The organism is Cupriavidus sp. GW821-FHT02F09, from assembly GCF_059421605.1.
The window spans coordinates 60,561-78,763 of record NZ_JBWKVH010000036.1; the positions used below are offsets into that span (position 1 = coordinate 60,561).

The window sequence follows — 18,203 nt, forward strand, 5'->3', positions numbered from 1 at the left end:
CCAGTTCTATCAGATGTCTATCTTTTCGATTGAGGGGAAGTAAATGAAGATTCGTAAGAGTTTGACACTTTTCGCGCTCTCCGCCACGCTTGGAAGTACGGCGGCATTGGCCCAGGAAGCCTTGGTGGTGAGCACCTGGGGCGGTAGTTTCCGCGACCTCATCGATGAGAGCATCGGCAAAGAATTCACGCGGCAAACCGGCGTGCCGGTCAAGTACATCACGGGCGGCACCATCGACCGCCTGAACAAGGCGAAGCTTGCCTCCAAGCCCGAGAGCGACGTTACCTTCACGACTTCCCACGTCGGCTGGCTCTACGCCAACGGCAATCTCTTTGAAAAACTAGATACGAGCAAGATTCCGAATTACAAGCATCTTGTCGATCGCGCCAAGATCAGCCCTTATCACATCGGCAGCTGGGCCTATGTCTATACCATCGGTTATCGCACCGACCTGGTGCCGCCCAGCATCAAGTTCGAGAGCTGGAACGACTTGTGGAACCCGGCCCTGAAAGGCAAGATTGGCGTGCCTGACTTCGATCCGAGCCATGTAGTCGCGGTTTCGGCCATGCTGTCGGGCGGCGAAGCGCAAAGCTGGGAAAAGGGCCAGGACAAGCTCAAGGCGCTAAAGCCAAACCTCAAGGCGTTCTATACCAATGACGCCAATGCGCAGCAGTTGATCGCCTCCGGCGAAACGCCCGTGCAGGTCATCCTGTCGATCAACGCCTATCACATGATTAGTCAGGGTGTACCGATCAAGTTGGCCACGCCGAAGGAAGGTGCTGTGCTCGGCATCGATACCATGGCGATCACGAAGGGATCGACCAAAGTCGATCTGGCCTATAAGTTCCTGAACATCGCCTTGTCCCCGGATGTCCAGTCGAAGATCGTAGTCTTGAAAAAGGCGAGTCCCGTCATAGACGACGCCAAGGTTTCGCCTGAAGACGCCAAGCTTCCCGGCGTGTTTACGACGAAAGAGCAGTGGGAAAAGGCCATCCTCGTGGACCACAAGCTGCGCGCCGAAAAGACTGCGGAATGGCGGAAGTGGTTCACTGAGAATGTCATGAACTGAACCCGATAGCAAGCGTATGGAGGGAGGGCCGCCGCGGCCACGCACTGCGCCGATCCTCCCTCGCCGATTGAGCATCTGGAATAAGGTCTAAGAATGCGCTCCGATCCACGAGCCTGGCTGGTCTCCCCAGCAGTACTTGTCGCGCTGTGCATCGCAGTATCGTTGATTGCGGTCCTGCAGTTCAGCTTCCGGGCGTATGTGCCCGGCTCCCTGGATGTCGGCGGATTTACGTTCGCCAACTTTAGCGGCTTGACCAAGTCGATTTATCTCGACGCGTTCTCCAACACCTTGCGGCTGAGCGTGGAGACGACCTTCTTCTCGCTGCTTGTTGCGTATCCGCTCGCCTATGCCCTGGTGCGTGTCCGGAGCCGGGCACTCAAGTCCTTCATCCTCGTGGTGTCCATCACGCCTCTGTTCCTGGGGGAGATCGTCCGGACCTACTCCTGGATCGCCGTCCTGGGCAGCAATGGATTCGTCAATGGCACGTTGCGGACGCTCGGTCTGATCGACTGGCCACTGGAGCTCATGTTCACCCACTTTGGCGTACTGGTCGCGCTGGTGCACGTGACAATTCCTGTTGTGGTCCTGATGCTTGCCACGGCGATTTCGCACATCGACCGCGACTACGAAAAGGCCGCCCAGAGCCTGGGTGCCGGCCCGATCAGGACCTTCCTGACGGTCACGCTTCCGCTTTCGATGCCAGGTATTCTGGCTGGCATCACAACTGCGTTCGCCTGGACATTCAGCGCCTTTGCGACGCCTCAGATGATTGGCGGAGGCCGCGTTCCGACAGTGTCGACGTTGGTATACCAGCTTGGCTTCGCTTCCATGAACTTCCCGCTGGCAGCCAGCCTTAGTGTCATGGGCTTGCTGCTGACGGCAGCAGCGCTCTTTTCCCTGGGGCTATTCACCAAGCGACTGAAAGCCGTTGGAGGACACTAAAAATGAGAATCAAAAGCGCCTTGCCTTTGCCGCTACGTGTCGCCGGCCCGCTGCTAGTCGCCATTCTGCTTACATTTGTGCTGTTGCCGGTCGTGGTGGTGACGATTGCTGCCTTCAACGAAAAGGCAATCATCACGTTCCCACCTGAATCCTATTCTCTGACATGGTTCGCACGCGTCTTCAGTTATCCGGATTTTCGGGATGGATTTCGCGCCAGCCTCGTCATCACCGGATGGTCCTCGTTCATTGCACTGGTGATCGGGACCTGCCTGTCGATTGCCGTCAAGCGGCTGGCTTTCCCCGGCAAGCAGACTTTGCTGGCCATCTTGCATTCGCCACTAGTGGTGCCGCATTTCACGCTGGGGCTGGGCCTACTCATCTTGGTGTCGCAGGCCTCCATACATCGCTCATATGACGTCGTCATCCTGTGCCACGTGATGCTGGTGCTTCCGTTCGTGCTGAAGAGCGTCTATGTTTCCATGGAAAATCTGGACGCAAGGCTGGAACAGGCAGCCGCAAGCCTCGGTGCATCGCCGCTGAAGGTTCTTTTCACGATCACGATTCCACTGCTCGCGCCGGGGCTGTTCGGCGGCTGGCTGTTTGCTGCGATCATGTCGTTCAGCGAGTTCACTGCATCGCTTTTCGTCACAACGCAAGACACGCAGACTCTGCCAGTTTCCATGTACAACTATGTCCGGGAGTTTGCCGATCCGACGCTGGCCGCACTGTCAGTCGTCTATATTGCCGTGACGGCTAGCGTGCTTGCCTTTGCGAACTATTTTCTGAACTTGGGGAAACTCCTCAATATCGAGGAAGGGCATTGACCGGCATATGCTGCGGAAAGCCGTGCTAGCGATATGGATCGCTAGCACGGTAGCTCCCATCCTATGCGAAGCGAGATGAGCCTAGTGCCCAAGGCCCGCCGACGGCGAGTTTCGGTGAATTCCCATCTTGTAGAGGAGTTCGACCTTGTCGAACAATTGCCCTATCTGATGGGTCGAGGTTCGCAACGGGACGGTCCAAGCCATTGCTGCAGGCTCGCGCGGTCGCCATGCGGGCGCGCGAGCGATGCACTTCAAGCGTCCAGGGAGGCAGCCCCATATGCGTGCACCAGGGGGACGGCAAGCGCCGTCTCGGCCGTCGCGACGGCCTGGCTGATCAGTCTTTTTAGTGCACGGTCATGGGGTATGAGGATCCGATGATCGTACAGCCGGCGCTTCAGTTCATGAAACAGCTCGCTGCGGCTCGGTTGACCCGTTAGACGTTCCTTGAGCCAGCGCGTGATATAGCGGCGCTGGTGCTCAGCCATCGGCGTGAGACGGACTGCGGCGGGTAGCGCCAACGAGACGAGGTCGCAATGTTCAGTCTGAAAACATGCTGCTTAGAGCATGCCAATAAGCGCATGACGTCAGACAGCAACTCATTGAGTTATTGGCATTTATCGAGATCACCGCCCGGAAACCCGCGTGGTTGTGAGGGGCAGTTACCCCGGTAAGCTGCAGCGAAAACAATGGGAGATCCCTACAAGGGGAACTGGACGCCGAGCGCCAGGCCCACGCGGCCGCGCAGGCCCGTCACGACGAGAGCAAGCGCCAGGTCGAGGCGCTGGAGCAGCAACTGGGCGAGATGGACACGCAGTTTTCGGCGGACCTGGAGCGCACCCGCGAGCAGGTGGTGGCGGCACAGGAGCGCGCCAGCGCCACCGAGCGCTGCGCGAGATCGACCAGGAGCGCACGCTGCGCCAGAAGGGCGAGCAGGCGCTCGCGAACCTGCGCGCTGAGCTGGCGGCGGTGCAGGGCGCGGGGCGCCGGTGACGCGCACCAAGTTCAAGCTCGGGCCGGCCTGAGGGGGGAGGGGAGGTCTCGGATGGGATTTATCCACCGCACGCAGGGACAAGCCTGTGGATAAGCCGCGCGTGGGCCGAGTGCCGACGGCATCAGCGGGTTTGACTAAAATTTAAGCAATGAGGGCGGCCACGTCCTCCCGCCGGCGCGGATTCCCACTGCAGCCATCACCTAGAACAACCCCGAAATCCAGCGCTGCCGCCAGACGGCACCACGCGGGATCCGGCGCCGCCCCAAATCTATTCACCTACACCATGTCGATTGAAATCGAGCGCGCGCAAGCGATTACCTGGATCCGCATGTACCCAGTGCCCGCCACGTCAGCGCTCCATCGCGACAGACTCGCTTCGCCCTCTAGAATGTGCTGCAAGATCTACATAATGAGCGGCGAAACCGTACAAATATGGCCTAAACAACACAAATTAGCGACATTGACTATAATCGACTATAGTTTGGTCTAATCGAACATACTCTAGGGAGCGCGCGGATGGAAGTTTTCAACCGAGAGGCACTAGCAACAGAGTTGGCCACCAAAATTCTGACGGTCTCACCGACTTCCGCGTCCAGTTCCGGCCTTTTTTTGGCGGCGCCAAGACGAACCGGCAAGTCGACCTTCTTAAGGGAGGATCTGCGGCCGGCGTTGGAGAACCTCGGTGCCCTTGTAGTCTATGCCGATCTGTGGGAAGACCGCCGAGCTGACCCAGGAGAGGTCATTGTCGGGGCCGTGCGGGCCGAGCTCGCGAGCCATGAAGGCGTCATTAAGCGACTCGCTCGCTCTGCCGGAATGGAGAAAGTCGCGGTTGGCGGGATGTCGTTCTCCCTTGATCGGGTTGGCCTTGGCGAAGGGATTTCCCTGTCGGCGGCACTTGCCGCCCTATCGGATGATGCGGGCAAGCCCATTGTGCTGCTAATCGACGAAGCGCAGCAAGCGATTGTCAGTGAGAAGGGGAGCGAAGCCCTGTTCGCGTTAAAGGCCGCGCGGGATGAACTGAATAGCAGCAGACATAAGGGTCTGCGAATCGTCGCGACGGGCTCCAATCGTGACAAGCTGGCCATGCTTCGCAATAGCCGAGACCAGGCGTTCTACGGAGCTCCCCTCGTCAATTTCCCGGCGCTGGACATGGCCTATGTCCAATGGTTCTGTGATCGACTTGACTTGGGAGCCAAACTTGACCCGGCAGAGGTGTTCGAGCTGTTCAAGCGAGCCGCTTTCCGCCCGGAACTGTTGGGTGCCGCGGCTGATGCGCTTCGGTTTGAATTCGGACTTCCGGCAGGAGACATCCCCGCGAGATTTGCGGCCGCGGTTGAAGAGCAGATTGCGGTCAGCAACACCGAACAGATGCGTGTGGTTCACAGTCTGACGCCGCTTCAATCCACAGTTCTTCGAGTCATGGCCGTTCGGGGGAGCAATTACGCGCCGTTCGAGGCAGCCACCATGGAGGCGTATGACGCCGTCTTGAAGGCGATTGACCCGGGCGCCGACGCGAGAGTCGATGTTTCGAATGCCCAGCAGGCGCTTTCTGCGCTCCAGGACAAAGCGCTTGTATGGCGGGCAGCGCGCGGCGTCTACGCGCTCGAGGAGACCGGATTGGCGAATCTGATGCAACAGGCGGGAATGCTGAAGCCAGTGCCGGCGGCATAGGGGGCATGCCGGGATAAAGCCGGAAATGATACATAAGGCTGGAAGTAATAAAGAACGCGACTTTTTAGTGCGCGACGGGTCGGCCGCTCGAGCGCTCGCTCTACGTTACACCTGCGATCCGCCGGAACATTGTTGAAGCCCAACGGTCTTTGAGACGACAACGCAGGATCCTGCCCCGCAGCTTCCTCAAATCTGTGCACCTAGAATGAAGTCGATCGAAATCGAGCGCGCCGAAGCGATTACCTGGATCCGCATCCAGATGGCCCAGCATGGGCTGAGCCTGGCCGACCTGCAGGCCGCCGGCTGCTTTGCCGAGCCGCCACCGGCGACGTTGCCTGGGGCGGTGCGCTACCGCAACGCGCACGGGCAGGGCTGGGACGGTCGCGGCGCCATGCCAGACTGGCTGCAGCGGGCGGTCAACGCCGGGCAGACCTTGGAGCATTTCCGCGTCGGGCGGACCGGGTGATGTGAAATCTTGACGAATCCCGGCCATCCCTCGGAACGGGCCAGTGCCACCGAGCGCCGCGCGCTGCGCGAGATCGATCAGGAGCGTACGTTGCAGCAGAAGGGCGAGCAGGTGGTGCCAGAAGTGCGCGCTGAGCTGGTAGCGGTGCAGGCGCGGGCGCAAGGCGCCGCCGTGGCCGGTGCCGAGGAACGGGCACGGCAAGCCGGCAACTGACGGAGGCAAAGCAGGCGCTCGGGTGAGGGCAGGCGCTCAAGACGAGCTGCGGGCGCAACTGCAATCGGCAGTACGACGTGGAGCGAACCGATGCACAGGCCACCGCCACACGCCGCCTGGTAGATATCAAGCGCCAGGTGCCGGTGATGCGCACCAAGTTCAAACCCGGGCCGCCTCGAGGACGAGAGAGGGAAATTTGTCCATCGCGCCACGGGATAGGCCGCTACCTCACCGGGCGACTGCCGACCCGGCGCGTGGGGCGGCGCGCTAACCGCCGTTACAATGTGCGCACAGTGCCAAGTGCACAAATCGTTGTACTCGAACTAGAGCTAACTGGAACGTTTGTGGAGAAACCGAGTCGTGCAATGAACGTCCATCTTGGCGCGGACCTGATAACGGCTCGCCGGACGGAATCCTGCGTGGCCCGTGGTAAGTTGCCCGACGCGCGCCTCGCGGACCCGCAAGGCCTTGAGGTTGAGGTGATGCACCCGCCGTGCAAAATCGAGGTGCTTCTGAACGAGGTTGAGGCATGACCGACCTCGTATCCTCCAGTCCCGCCTACAGCGGCATCCACGGCGACATCGTCGCCTTGCTGGAGAGCGCTCGTCGTGTCGCCGCGCGCAGTATCAATGCACTGATGACGGCAACCTACTGGGAAATCGGTCGCCGTATCGTTGAGTTCGAGCAAGGCGGGCAAGATCGAGCAGCCTATGGACAAGCACTGCTCAAGTGGCTGTCTGCCGACTTGTCTACCCGATTTGGGCGAGGTTTTTCCGAGCGCAACTTGGAGCAGATGCGTTCCTTTTACCAGGGGTGGCCCCTGAGCGGATTTCGCAGACAGCGTCTGCGAAATTGCCGCGCGCTCGAAAGTCGCAGACGCTGTCTGCGATTTCAGTGGGTACCGTGTTTTCGGAATCACTGCGGCGCAATGCGATTGATCTAGCCGCCCTTGCCAAGGCCTTTCCCTTGCCTTGGTCGGCCTATGTGCGTCTGTTGTCGGTCAAAAATGAGCAAGCGCGCCATTTCTATGAGACCGAAACCTTGCGCGGGGGCTGGTCGGTACGGCAACTTGATCGGCAAATCAGTACCCAGTTCTACGAACGTACTGCCCTGTCGCGTAACAAGGCTAGCATGCTGGAAAAAGGTGAGTTGGCCGAGCCTAGTGATGCGATCACACCAGAGGAGGCCATCAAAGATCCGTTCGTTCTGAAATTTCTCGACCTAAAGGACGAGTATTCCGAAACTGACCTCGAAGACGCATTGATCCGACATCTGGCTGACTTCTTGCTCGAACTGGGCGATGACTTTGCCTTCATCGGGCGCCAGCGCCGACTGCGAATTGACGACAGTTGGTTTCGCGTCGATCTCCTTTTCTTTCACCGTAGACTCAAGTGCCTATTGGTGATCGACCTCAAGGTGGGCAAGTTCAGCTATGCAGACGCAGGGCAGATGCACCTGTATTTTAATTATGCGCGCGAACACTGGATGAAGCCTGGAGAGAATCCACCGGTGGGGTTGATCCTTTGCGCCGAAAAAGGTGCATCAGAGGCCCACTATGCATTGGAAGGTCTGCCCAACAAGGTGCTAGCTGCCGAATACCAGACCGTGCTGCCTGATGAAAAACTGCTAGCCAAGGAGCTAGCCAAGACGCGGCCAGAGCTGGAGTTGCGGCGCACCGGGAAGAATGGGGGTAATTAGCATGATCCGACCAAAACGACCAGTGAGGCGCCGCTGAAGCCAGCAGGACGCCCTAATTGGGCTCACGAACGTTGGCAGGAAGTGGGAAAAAGACCAGTGATTTACTTAGCAGACCAGATCCCGCGCCGGTCAGTGCGCATTTCTGCGTCCGGAAGGGGGAATTATCCACAGAATCTGTGGATAACTAAAGGCTGCAGGCGACCATTGCGGCGCGGATTCGGGGCACATCGCTGCCCTTGTTGTCGGTCTCCAGGATTATCGTTTAGATGACTTGGCTTTTGCGCCGCTGCACGGCGGTTAGTATCCCCCGCAGGATCTCAATGGGGGTAGGCGGGCAGCCAGGCACAGCGACGTCGACGGGGATCACGTTGGCGACGCGGCCGCAAGTTGCATAGCTCTCGCCGAAGATGCCACACGTACAGCCGCAGTCGCCCACAGCGACCACGAACTTTGGGTCTGGCGTCGCGTCATAGGTACGTCGCAAAGCCTCTTCCATGTGACGGGAGACGGGTCCGGTCACCAGCAGCATGTCAGCATGCCGCGGGCTGGCAACGAATTTGATGCCAAGTCCTTCAATGTTGTAATAAGGATTGTTGAGCGCGTGGATTTCCAGTTCACAGCCATTGCACGAGCCCGCATCGACCTCCCTAATCGCCAGCGCCTGACCGAGAATGTCGAGGATGTCCTGGTGGATGCGTTGAATCGCGGCGCCGCCATCGGTATCGACGGCCTGGGGCGCAGGCTCGGTAACGATGCCAGTATGGGCAATTTGCTTGAGGAGGAGCCACATCAGAGGTCGTGCCCCGAATAGGAGAGATTGAAGGACTTATTAATCAGCGGAAAGTCCGGAACGATATTGCCGATGACGGCGTGTTCAAGCACCGGCCAGTTCTGCCAGGAGGGATCATGGCAGTGGCAACGCAAGATCCGGCCGTCGCCGCCGATCTCGAGGGCGACAAGGACTTCACCACGCCAGCCCTCTACCCAGCCTGCGCCGATGGAGATGGTGTCCAGCACCCGGATGTCGCCACGGATCGCGCCACCCGGCAGCTCCGAGCAGATGGCGCGAATGAGCCGTAGGGATTCAATTGTCTCGTCAAAGCGCATCGCCACACGTGCGGCAACATCGCCGTTTCGATGCGTGGCCATACTGACGTCTAAACGATCGTAGGGCGGCCATGCGTGGTCGCAACGCAGGTCCGCCGCTTGCGCGCTGGCGCGCCCGGCGAGCCCCGTGAGACCAAGCCGGGCGGCGAGTTGTGGCGCCACCCGCCCCGTGTTGAGAAAGCGGTCCTGTAGGCCAGCGTGCTCGTCATACACGACCCGCAGCGCGCGCACCTCGCGCTCGATGGCGTCGCACTGCTTGTGCAGCCGGTCCAGCATCGGCGGCGCCAGGTCGATTGCGACGCCCCCAGGCACCACGGCATCCATCATGAGCCGGTGGCCGAATACCTCCTTGGACAAGCGCTGCCAGTCCTCGCGCAGTCGCGAGAACTGTGCCAGTCCAAAGGCCAATCCGGCATCATTGCCCAACGCACCGAGGTCGCCCAGGTGGTTGGCCACGCGTTCGCGCTCCAGCATCATGGCGCGCAGCCAGGCCGCCCTTGCCGGTATCTCGTTACCCGACGCCGATTCGAGCGCCATGCAGTAGGCCCAGGCATAGGCCACCGTGGAGTCGCCCGAGATGCGTCCTGAGAGCCGGTAAGCTTCGAGCGGCGCAAATTCGGTGAACCGGCGCTCGATGCCCTTGTGCGTGTAGCCAAGGTGGGCTTCAAGCCGCAGCACCTTCTCACCGACGACGGAGAAACGGAAATGGCCGGGTTCGATGATGCCCGCATGTACCGGGCCGACGGCGATCTCATGCACTCCTTCGCCATCGACACGTACGAAGGGGTAGTCCGCCGGCAGTCTGCCCGCGGCCGGCAGCGGTTGCATCCCGTGTTGCAGGGGGAATGACCCGGGCGGCCAAAGGCCATGATCCAGCCAAGGGCGATGGTCGTGGCTGCCTTGCACATGGGTGCCCAAGAGGTCAGCCATGGTGCGCTGCATCCGCCCGGCACACGAGAAGATGCCGCTCAGATCCGGCACCCCCTGTGCCGGATCGCCGAGCCGTAGTTCGAGCCAGACCAGTCCCTCCGGTACGGCATACGCGGCGCATGCCGCCAACGTCCCTCCGACGGCGCTGCGGTCAAGGCCCCACACGGAAATGAGGCGCCCGCCGGTGTCCGCGACCGTGCGCGCTGCCGCGCTCCATGCGTCGGGACTGGCCAGCCCGTGCCATACCGGCAGCGGTGCCGGCAGGCAATGCAGGTCGAGTCCGAGTTCAGACAAGGGCATTCGCTCAACTCCCCAGCATGGCGGCCGCCTGGCGGTACCACGCATCCAGATACGGCGGGATATAGAGGCCCAGCATTAAGCCGAGTGCGAGGTGCAAGAACACCGGGACCAGCGCCGGCGGATGCACCAGGGGCTTCAGGGTGGTCTCGCCGAAGACCATCGGCTGCACGCGACTGAACACGGATGCAAAAGCCAGGCCGAGCGCGACTAGCAGGAAGGGCGTGGCCCAGGGTTGCTCACGCATCGCGGTGGTGACAATCAGGAACTCGCTGGCGAATACCCCGAAAGGCGGCATGCCCAGGATAGCTAGCACGCCCAACATCAGGCCCCAGCCGACCGTGGGGCTGACGCGAATCAGCCCGCGGATCTCGTCCATGACCTGCGTGCCCGCTTTCTGCGCCGCATGGCCGACGGCGAAGAAGATCGCGGACTTGACCAGCGAATGCACCGTCATGTGCAGAAGTCCGGCGAAGCTGGCGATCGGTCCACCCATGCCGAAAGCGAAGGTCATCATGCCCATATGTTCGATGGACGAGTAGGCGAACATGCGCTTGACGTCCCGCTGGCGGATGAGGAGGAAGACCGCCGCCACGACGGAAACCAGGCCGAAGCCCATCATCAGGTGGCCGGTGAGATGGTTGTTCAGCGCGCCGTCCGTCAACACCTTGCAGCGCAGGATAGCGTAGAGGGCCACATTGAGCAGCAGGCCGGACAGCACGGCGGACACCGGGGTCGGCCCTTCCGCATGCGCGTCCGGCAGCCAGTTGTGCACCGGCACCAGTCCGACTTTGGTGCCATAGCCGATGAACAGGAAGGCGAAGGCCAGCGTGATGATATTCGGGTCCAGCCGGCCCTTGACCGCATCGAGGTTGGTCCACAGCAGCGCTCCACCCTCGGGGCCGATGACCTGTTCGGCCGCCATGTAGAGCAGCACCGTGCCGAAGAGCGCTTGGGCGATACCCACGCCGCACAAGATGAAGTACTTCCAGGCAGCCTCGAGGCTGGCTGCGGTCCGATAGACGCTGACCAGCAGTACCGTGGTCAGCGTGGCGGCCTCCATTGCCACCCACACGATGCCCATGTTGTTGGTCGTCAACGCCAGTAGCATCGTAAATGTGAATAGCTGGTACATGCTGTGGTACAGGCGCAGTCGCGGCGGCGTCATCTTGCCGTGGTCGCGCTCCACGCGCATATAGGGCCGCGAGAAGACGGACGTGGTCAGGCCCACGAACGCGGTCAGGGTGACGAGAAATACGTTCAGGGCATCGATGTAGAACGCACGGTCCCACACGAGCGTGGGACCGTCGTCGAAGATCTGTCGGGTGAGCAAGCAGGCCGCGACGAAGGTGCCAAGACTGAACGCGACATTGACGTCGCGCGCATGATCGCGATGACCGACCAGCGCCAGCACCAGCCCGCCGGCGAGCGGGGTTGCAAGCAGGAAGGCTAGCGCAATCAACTCAGTCCTCCTTCAGCTTCTCGAGGTGGCGAATGTCCAGACTGTCGAATTGTTCGCGGATCTGGAACATAAAGACGCCCAGGATCAGCACGCCAATCAGCACGTCCAGGGCGATGCCAAGCTCGACCACCATTGGCATGCCATAAGTCGCTGAGGTTGCGGCGAAGAACAAGCCGTTCTCCATGGCCAGGAAACCGATGACCTGCGGTACTGCCTTCGAGCGGGTAATCATCATCAAGAACGACAGCAGTACGCAGGCCAGTGCGATGCCGAGCGTGCCGCTGGCCAGCTTTACCGACAGCCGCGAGATCGGCATGGCCAGGTTGAACGCGAAAATCACCACCAGAATACCAATCACCATGATGGTCGGGATGTTGATTAGCGTCTCTACGTCCCAGCGGATATCAAGCCGGTCGATGACGCGGTGCAGGAGATAGGGGATCAGCAGCACCTTGAGCAGGAAGGTCACGCCGGCGGACAGGTACAGGTCCGGCTGCCGGGTCACGTAGCCGACCACGGCCGTCGCCAGCGCCAGGGTGGCGCCCTGCAGCGTGAACAGGTGGATCAGCGATAGGACGCGGCGCTGCGAGATCATCCCGAAGGCGAGGATGAGCAGCACCGCACCAAGCAGGTTGACGAACTGGGTCAGCAAGGCGCTCATGTCAGCGGGCAAGCAGCAAATGCACCAGCATGCCAATCACCGCCAGCAAGAAGGCGGTGGCCAGGAACTCGGGGACGCGGAAGATGCGCATCTTGGCGCTCACGGTCTCGAGCGTGGCAAGCAGGATGCCGCCCACGGTCAGTTTGAGCAGCAGGGCCGGCAGCGCCAGCAGCATGGACATCGGCGCCTGGGCCTCTGCAATGCCCCAGGGGAGGAACAACGCCAGTCCGATACAGGAGTAGGCGAACAATTTCAGGCTTGACGCCCATTCGATGAGTGCCAGGTGGCGGCCCGAATACTCCAGGAGGAGTGCTTCATGGATCATCGTCAGCTCCAGATGCGTGGCGGGGTTGTCAACTGGCACGCGGGCGTTCTCTGCCAGCGACACCATGGTGAAGGCAACTCCGGAAAAGGCCAACCCGGGGTAGATTGCCAGTTCGCGATGGGCGAGTGTCTCGACAATAGTGGTGAGCGATGTTGACTTGGAAACCAGCGAGGCCGAGAACAGCACCATCAGCAATGCAGGTTCGGCAAGAAACCCGATCAGCATCTCGCGCCGCGCCCCTAGGGTGCCGAAGGCCGTGCCGATGTCCATCGCGGCCAGCGAAATGAAAACCCGCGCCAACGCGAACAGGCCGACCAGCGCGATCGCATCGGCCGCGGGCGCCAGCGGGAGGTCGGTCGAGAGCGTCGGGATGATCGCGCACGCCAGGGCCATACAGCCGAACACCACATAGGGTGTGGCGCGGAACAGCGGCGACGCGTTGTCGGCCACCACCGATTCCTTGTTGAACAGTTTGTGCAACGTGCGATATGGCTGCCAGAGGCTGGGCGCGGATTTGTTTTGCAGCCAGGCACGCCATTGATTGACCCAGCCCGTCAGTAGCGGCGCCAGGGCGATCGAAATCACGATCTCAAGTGACTGCGACAGCAAGCCGGAGACCGTCATGGAAGCCTCATCGCATCACCGCCAGCAGCGTGGCAATCAGGGTCAGGAAGCTATACAGCAGATACACCGAAATGCGCCCCTGCTGCATCAGGCCGGTCAGTCGCGCCAGGTATGAAGCCAATTCGACAGTGGGTAGGTACAGCCAGCGCCAGAAGCGGTCCTCGATGGTCACGCGGTAGCGCGGCTGCTCGTCGAATGGCGTCGGCAGGTCGCGCTGCATCAGGAAGAAGGGTTCGAAGATCTGGCGGATCGGCTGGCCGAAACCTTCGGCCGTATCCTGCATGCGCGCAGTGCCCCAGGGAAACCCGCAGGCCCATGGTGGGCTGCGGCGCAGCCGTCCATGGTACAGCCAGCGGACCAGCAGGTAGGCGAGCGCAAAGCTAGCCAGGATGCCGAGGAGGAGGATCACCGGCCCGTAACTGGCCCGACCCAGGCTGGTCGGCACCAGCAGCCAGCTGCTGGTAGCCGCTCGGGCGCCCAGGCCGGCGGCAACCAGTTGCTTCGTTACCGGGTCGATCAGCTGGATGAACTGCGTCGGCAGCAGGCCAAGCGCCAGACAGCCGAGGGCCAGCCATACCATGCCTGCGCGCTCCCAGGGACCGGCGTCATGCGCGTGGGCGAGTTTGTGCTCGCGCGGCTGGCCGAGGAAGATCACGCCGAAGAACTTGACCATCGTGTAGCCGGCCAGGGCCGCCACCAGTGCGATCAGCGCAGCGACCACCGGGATCAGCATCGTCAGCAGCGGAACCGGCAGGCCCGGCGTGAACAGGAAGCTCTGCAGCAGCAGCCACTCCGACACGAAACCGCCGAGCGGAGGCAGCCCGGCGCTGGCCAGCACGCCCAGTAGCGTGAGCCAGCTAACCCAAGGCATGTACCGAATCAGCCCGCCTAGCTTGCCGAGACTTCGCTCGGCGGTGGCATGCAGTACGCTGCCTGTGCCGAGGAAGAGCAGGCTCTTGAAGAAGGCGTGGCTTGCGACGTGATAGAGCGTCGCGGTCAGGGCCAGTGCCGCCATTGGCCTCATGCCGTAGGCCGAGAAGACCAGCGTCAGGCCCATGGCGACAAAAAGCAGGCCCATGTTCTCGATCGACGAGTAAGCCAGCAATCGCTTCATATCGGTTTGCACCGCAGCAAAGACGACGCCGAAAAGGGCGGTAGCCAGACCGACGGCCAGAAGCAGCGCGCCCCACCACCATAGACGCAGGCTCAGCAGGTCGAAGGACACGCGCAACAGCCCATAGATGGCTGTATTGAGCATGACGCCGCTCATCATTGCCGAGATCGGCGAGGGCGCGGCCGGATGCGCCTCCGGCAGCCAGACATGCAAAGGCAGGACGCCGGCCTTAGCGCCGAAGCCGAACACGGCAAGCAGGAAGCCGACCGAGGCCCAGAAGGGCGTCAGCGCCTGGTCACGCATGTTCGCGAAAGTGTAGTCACCGGTGTTGGCCTGCAGCACACCGAAGCAGAGCAGAATCGCGATCGCGCCGATACGCGCCATCGTGATGTAGAGGTAGCCGGCGCTGCGCACCTCCGGAATGCGGTGGTTTGCAGTCACCAGGAAGAACGACGACAACGCCATGGTCTCCCACATCACCATGAACGAGTAGGCATCGTCGGCCAGGATGACACCGGCCATGCTGGCCAGGAACAAGTGATATTCCAGGCACAGCAAGCCCGGCGGTGTGCCCTCGCCCTTGCGGAAATATCCGGCTGCGAATGTAGAGATGCCCGCCGCCGTGCCACCGATCACCATTAGGAAATAGGCGGAGAGGCTGTCGAGCCGGATGTGGAAGGGCAGCGCTGGCAGTCCAATGGTGAGTACGGCGACCTCGGGCGTGCCAAGCACAGCGACAAGTGCCAGACCAAAAAGCGCCAGTCCAAGCAATCCACCGAGCGGGAATAGAACGCGAGACACCAGGGTCAGCCGCTGCAACGCGAGAACGCCCGCGGCCCCGACGAGCAACCAAGCCCCCACAACAACAAGCATCCAGTCGATATGGAGCCAGTGTGCGACAGGGGGCACATTGCTCATGGCCTAGGCCTTGCGACGTGTGGCGCGCCGTTTAGTAGGAGGTGCATCGGGCTGCGCCGCAGCTTTGACTTGCACTCGCGGCGGTGCCCCCTCGTCAGCAGGCTCGGCATTGCCCACGTTCAACCCGCTGGGCACGTACTGGACCCCATGCTGAGCGAGGTATTCGCGGATGAGCTGGCGCACCACCTGCGATGCCGTCAGATCCTGTTGTGCGCAAAGGAGCTCGAAGGCGGCCTTCTTGTTTGGATCGATGAGCAGCGTCAGCCGAGCAGTCTTGATCTCCATGGAGCCTCAACATGCCAATACGATGGTCAGATGCGTCACATCATACATGAACGCCGAGCGACCCAAAAGTGCTTGGCGCTGCCGCCGCTCAACACCGATGAGGCGGCGACAACGGTCGCTATTTGCCCGCGACGACCTAGCATATGAGGTGAAGATTGCATATGCTAAAAAACATAATGCAATGTGGTAGTCGTGTAATCAGTATGTGACTGCGATTAACATAAAGCAAGCCAAACTGATCTTGCACCAAGGTGCCCTTTAGCTGGTCTTTTTGAGCCTTTGCTCACGTGGCATTTCGCGAGAACCCTCGCCTGCCGGAGGGGGACAAGGTGCGGGCGAAACGAACGGTGATCGACGTTATCGATGGCCTCGAACCCTGGCAGACAAGGAGAAATATATGTTCATGCACCTTCTGCTTGCGGTGGATGGCTCCTCTCTATCCAATGCTGCCTCTCATAGGGCTCTCGCCCTTGCGCAGCAAATGAACGCCCGGGTCACAGCACTTCGGGTTGGCCCCCACTACCATGTTCTTACCTATCACACTGAAATGCTGACGGACACTCGAGAGCGCTTCGTCAAGGAATCCTGGGAGGAGGCCACGAAGCATCTCCAAGGTGTGGCGCGCGAAGCCGCCGCCGCAGGGGTGCCCTGTGATACGACGTACCTGGTCAACGATCACCCGTACGAAGCCATCATCAAGACGGCCGAGGATAAGGGCTGCGACCTCATCGTGATGGCGTCGCATGGGCGGCGCGGCGTGCAGGGACTCGTGATTGGCAGTGAAACGCACAAGGTCCTGACTCACAGCAAGATCCCTGTACTGGTGTATCGATAGGTGTCATGGCATCAAAGCGCGTGAGGCATTGGCGCCAATGGGCTGGCGATGCCATGGACGTCCATTCGTTTGGAAGCAAGCGGCGTCAGGACTACGAACTGGTCGAGGGAGTGACCATCTCCACCGGCCGTATGGAGGACGCAGAGGCGACCGTGGAACTGCTTGTGGAACAGGTGGAGGTTTGGGTGGCAGGGATTCCGGATAAGCCTGGTGGACTGGCCGGGGCCTTAGCCCCCTTACGCGATTTGGGAGCCGACCTGCAACTCATCATCGCGCGGCGCAATCCGGACAAGCCTGGCGAGGGCGTTGTCTTTGTCACCCCACTACAGGGCGATCGAGAAATTGTGGCGGCCGCTCTGGTGGGCTTCAACGTGACACAAACGCTGCACTGCGTTCGTGTGATGGGGATCAACCAGCCGGGTATCGCAGTGGCGCTGACGGAGAAGTTTGCCGAAGCGGGTATGAATCTCCGCGGGTTCTCTGCTTCGGTAATCGGTACGCAGTTTGTTGCCTATGTGGCAGTCAACTCGCAGGCGGAAGCCAATCAGGCAATTGACCTTCTCCAGGCTGCTTGAGGTTCGCGGTCAAGCATCAAGGAACGCGGTAGTGGCGCGATGGAGGCCGAGGTGGCGTATTTCACATGGCCCGCTTGAATAGGCATTGATCTGCGGTCCTGCGCCACCAAGGCCTATTGCCGAATTCGGCGCGTCGACACCGGCACCACGGATCGTAGGCTCGTCCTCAGCCCAATGCGTCGCAATAGTGTCTGGACAGCGGCTGTGGCAACGTCGTCCGTTTCTTTTACGTCTTTGAGCACCGTCTGAATCCGGAAGGCCAGCGCTTCGGCAAGCCTTGCTGCAGTCGCGTGCAGCGGACAAGGGTCGCCTCTCGCGTAAAGGGTGACATCTCTGAGCAGAGTGTCACCCCGATAGATTGCCACCAGCACCTTCGGTTGGTAGCTACCGTCATCGAGCGCTTTTGCGCGCGGCTTGACGTGATAAGTGACCGCCGGCTTGTGCATGAATGCCCCCGATAGTTGCCAGGCCCTGACTCCGGTCTCGGCGTGTCGTAAAGCCATCTGAGTTCGAGGCCAGCACCACGCATGGAAGGTCCCGATGGGAGCGGTCCACATCTCGGGATGCCTCGCAGTGGTCATTGTCAGTGCGATGCCAAGGTCGACCTGCTGGGTGAGGCTGGTAGTCCGCTATGCGGACATCGGTCACTCGCGGGCCTTCTTAGCCAGAACCGTAGCGCCAACCTGGGGCTGGGTGGCATAGGCCACCCCATGCTGTTCCAAATAGTCGCGGATCATCTGGCGCACCACCTGCGACGGCGTCTGATCCTGCGCCGCGCACAGGGTTTCAAAGACTTTCTTCTTCACGGGGTCGATCAACCCGGTGAACCGGGCGGTCTTGGATTCCATACGCTCTAGAATAGTATTGTATGATAATAGCGTTATCATTATATACAACTGAGCGGCCGAGTGCAGCCTGTGGTTACAAGGCTTCGCCTCCCCAAGGGGACGGTCGCAGGAATTGGCCTCCGACAGAAGCCTGGTAGGTGAGGCGAGGCCTCGCGAGCCCTTGCTCGCAAGGTTCGGGCATACCCAGCCGAGCTTGTCCGGCCAACGGCGGCAAGCCAGAGGGCCTAGCGCATGCAAGTTGCTTAGAGGCCTCTTTTTACTTGAGGGCGACGTGGTCGACGCGACAATTGAAATGACCAACCGTATGGGCTTGCAAGGTCGCGGCTCTGCGCGGCTCACCTTTACCGC

The 18,203-nt window shown here is 60.9% G+C and carries 17 protein-coding genes and 1 pseudogene; 9 read left to right on the forward strand and 9 right to left on the reverse strand.

Annotated features, from left to right (window positions below; all coding sequences use genetic code 11):
• The first annotated feature begins 43 nt into the window (after positions 1 to 43).
• The 3 genes from AC07XB_RS29425 to AC07XB_RS29435 all read left to right on the forward strand — a co-directional run bounded on the left by AC07XB_RS29425 (position 44) and on the right by AC07XB_RS29435 (position 2,835).
• On the forward strand, positions 44 to 1,069 hold the full coding sequence (locus AC07XB_RS29425; protein ID WP_492832187.1) for an ABC transporter substrate-binding protein: 1,026 nt from the start codon (positions 44 to 46) through the stop codon (positions 1,067 to 1,069).
• 93 nt (positions 1,070 to 1,162) lie between these two features.
• Positions 1,163 to 2,011 carry an ABC transporter permease gene (locus AC07XB_RS29430; RefSeq protein WP_253932481.1) on the forward strand — a complete coding sequence of 283 codons (849 nt, stop codon included), beginning with the start codon at positions 1,163 to 1,165 and terminating at the stop codon, positions 2,009 to 2,011.
• 2 nt (positions 2,012 to 2,013) lie between these two features.
• On the forward strand, positions 2,014 to 2,835 hold the full coding sequence (locus AC07XB_RS29435; protein WP_492832190.1) for an ABC transporter permease: 822 nt from the start codon (positions 2,014 to 2,016) through the stop codon (positions 2,833 to 2,835).
• 251 nt (positions 2,836 to 3,086) lie between these two features.
• On the opposite strand, the gene AC07XB_RS29440 is transcribed toward AC07XB_RS29435, so the two are convergent.
• Entirely contained in the window at positions 3,087 to 3,320 is a 234-nt protein-coding gene (locus AC07XB_RS29440) for a hypothetical protein (RefSeq protein ID WP_492832192.1), read from the reverse strand.
• A gap of 1,022 nt (positions 3,321 to 4,342) precedes the next feature.
• Between AC07XB_RS29440 and AC07XB_RS29445 the strand changes: the two genes are divergently transcribed.
• The 4 genes and pseudogenes from AC07XB_RS29445 to AC07XB_RS29460 all read left to right on the forward strand — a co-directional run bounded on the left by AC07XB_RS29445 (position 4,343) and on the right by AC07XB_RS29460 (position 7,874).
• A complete protein-coding gene (locus tag AC07XB_RS29445) occupies positions 4,343 to 5,497 on the forward strand; it encodes an ATP-binding protein (protein ID WP_492832194.1) in 1,155 nt (384 codons plus the stop codon).
• Positions 5,498 to 5,702: 205 nt separating this feature from the next.
• Positions 5,703 to 5,963: an H-NS histone family protein gene (locus AC07XB_RS29450; RefSeq protein ID WP_492832196.1), complete on the forward strand. Its 261-nt coding sequence runs from the start codon at positions 5,703 to 5,705 to the stop codon at positions 5,961 to 5,963.
• Positions 5,964 to 5,972: 9 nt separating this feature from the next.
• Entirely contained in the window at positions 5,973 to 6,176 is a 204-nt protein-coding gene (locus AC07XB_RS29455) for a hypothetical protein (RefSeq protein WP_492832198.1), read from the forward strand.
• A gap of 529 nt (positions 6,177 to 6,705) precedes the next feature.
• Positions 6,706 to 7,874, forward strand: a pseudogene (locus AC07XB_RS29460) (PDDEXK nuclease domain-containing protein).
• A gap of 262 nt (positions 7,875 to 8,136) precedes the next feature.
• Here the strand turns inward: AC07XB_RS29460 and AC07XB_RS29465 are convergent.
• The 7 genes from AC07XB_RS29465 to AC07XB_RS29495 are packed head-to-tail and all read right to left on the reverse strand — an operon-like array spanning position 8,137 to position 15,597.
• Positions 8,137 to 8,664, reverse strand: a complete 528-nt coding sequence (locus tag AC07XB_RS29465; RefSeq protein ID WP_492832200.1) for an NADH-quinone oxidoreductase subunit B family protein — start codon at positions 8,662 to 8,664, stop codon at positions 8,137 to 8,139.
• Complete coding sequence (locus AC07XB_RS29470) at positions 8,664 to 10,211, reverse strand: hydrogenase large subunit (protein WP_492832202.1); 1,548 nt, start codon at positions 10,209 to 10,211, stop codon at positions 8,664 to 8,666. Before AC07XB_RS29470 ends, AC07XB_RS29465 begins: the two co-directional genes overlap by 1 nt.
• Before the next feature lie 4 nt (positions 10,212 to 10,215).
• Complete coding sequence (locus tag AC07XB_RS29475) at positions 10,216 to 11,670, reverse strand: hydrogenase 4 subunit F (RefSeq protein WP_492832204.1); 1,455 nt, start codon at positions 11,668 to 11,670, stop codon at positions 10,216 to 10,218.
• A 1-nt stretch (position 11,671) separates the two neighbouring features.
• On the reverse strand, positions 11,672 to 12,331 hold the full coding sequence (locus AC07XB_RS29480; protein WP_492832206.1) for a formate hydrogenlyase: 660 nt from the start codon (positions 12,329 to 12,331) through the stop codon (positions 11,672 to 11,674).
• Position 12,332: 1 nt separating this feature from the next.
• Positions 12,333 to 13,280, reverse strand: a complete 948-nt coding sequence (locus tag AC07XB_RS29485) for a respiratory chain complex I subunit 1 family protein (RefSeq protein ID WP_492832208.1) — start codon at positions 13,278 to 13,280, stop codon at positions 12,333 to 12,335.
• A gap of 7 nt (positions 13,281 to 13,287) precedes the next feature.
• Entirely contained in the window at positions 13,288 to 15,312 is a 2,025-nt protein-coding gene (gene hyfB / locus AC07XB_RS29490) for a hydrogenase 4 subunit B (RefSeq protein WP_492832210.1), read from the reverse strand.
• A gap of 3 nt (positions 15,313 to 15,315) precedes the next feature.
• Positions 15,316 to 15,597: a ribbon-helix-helix protein, CopG family gene (locus tag AC07XB_RS29495; RefSeq protein ID WP_492832212.1), complete on the reverse strand. Its 282-nt coding sequence runs from the start codon at positions 15,595 to 15,597 to the stop codon at positions 15,316 to 15,318.
• Positions 15,598 to 15,994: 397 nt separating this feature from the next.
• On the opposite strand from AC07XB_RS29495, the gene AC07XB_RS29500 reads away from it, so the two are divergent.
• Together AC07XB_RS29500 and AC07XB_RS29505 are read left to right on the forward strand one after the other, a co-directional pair.
• The gene (locus AC07XB_RS29500) at positions 15,995 to 16,432 is read left to right on the forward strand and encodes a universal stress protein (RefSeq protein WP_492832214.1); all 438 of its coding nucleotides are present in this window, start codon (positions 15,995 to 15,997) and stop codon (positions 16,430 to 16,432) included.
• Between the two features lie 152 nt (positions 16,433 to 16,584).
• Complete coding sequence (locus tag AC07XB_RS29505) at positions 16,585 to 17,007, forward strand: ACT domain-containing protein (protein ID WP_492832218.1); 423 nt, start codon at positions 16,585 to 16,587, stop codon at positions 17,005 to 17,007.
• Positions 17,008 to 17,651: 644 nt separating this feature from the next.
• Here the strand turns inward: AC07XB_RS29505 and AC07XB_RS29510 are convergent.
• Positions 17,652 to 17,855, reverse strand: a complete 204-nt coding sequence (locus AC07XB_RS29510; protein ID WP_492832216.1) for a CopG family transcriptional regulator — start codon at positions 17,853 to 17,855, stop codon at positions 17,652 to 17,654.
• Between the last annotated feature and the right edge of the window lie 348 nt (positions 17,856 to 18,203).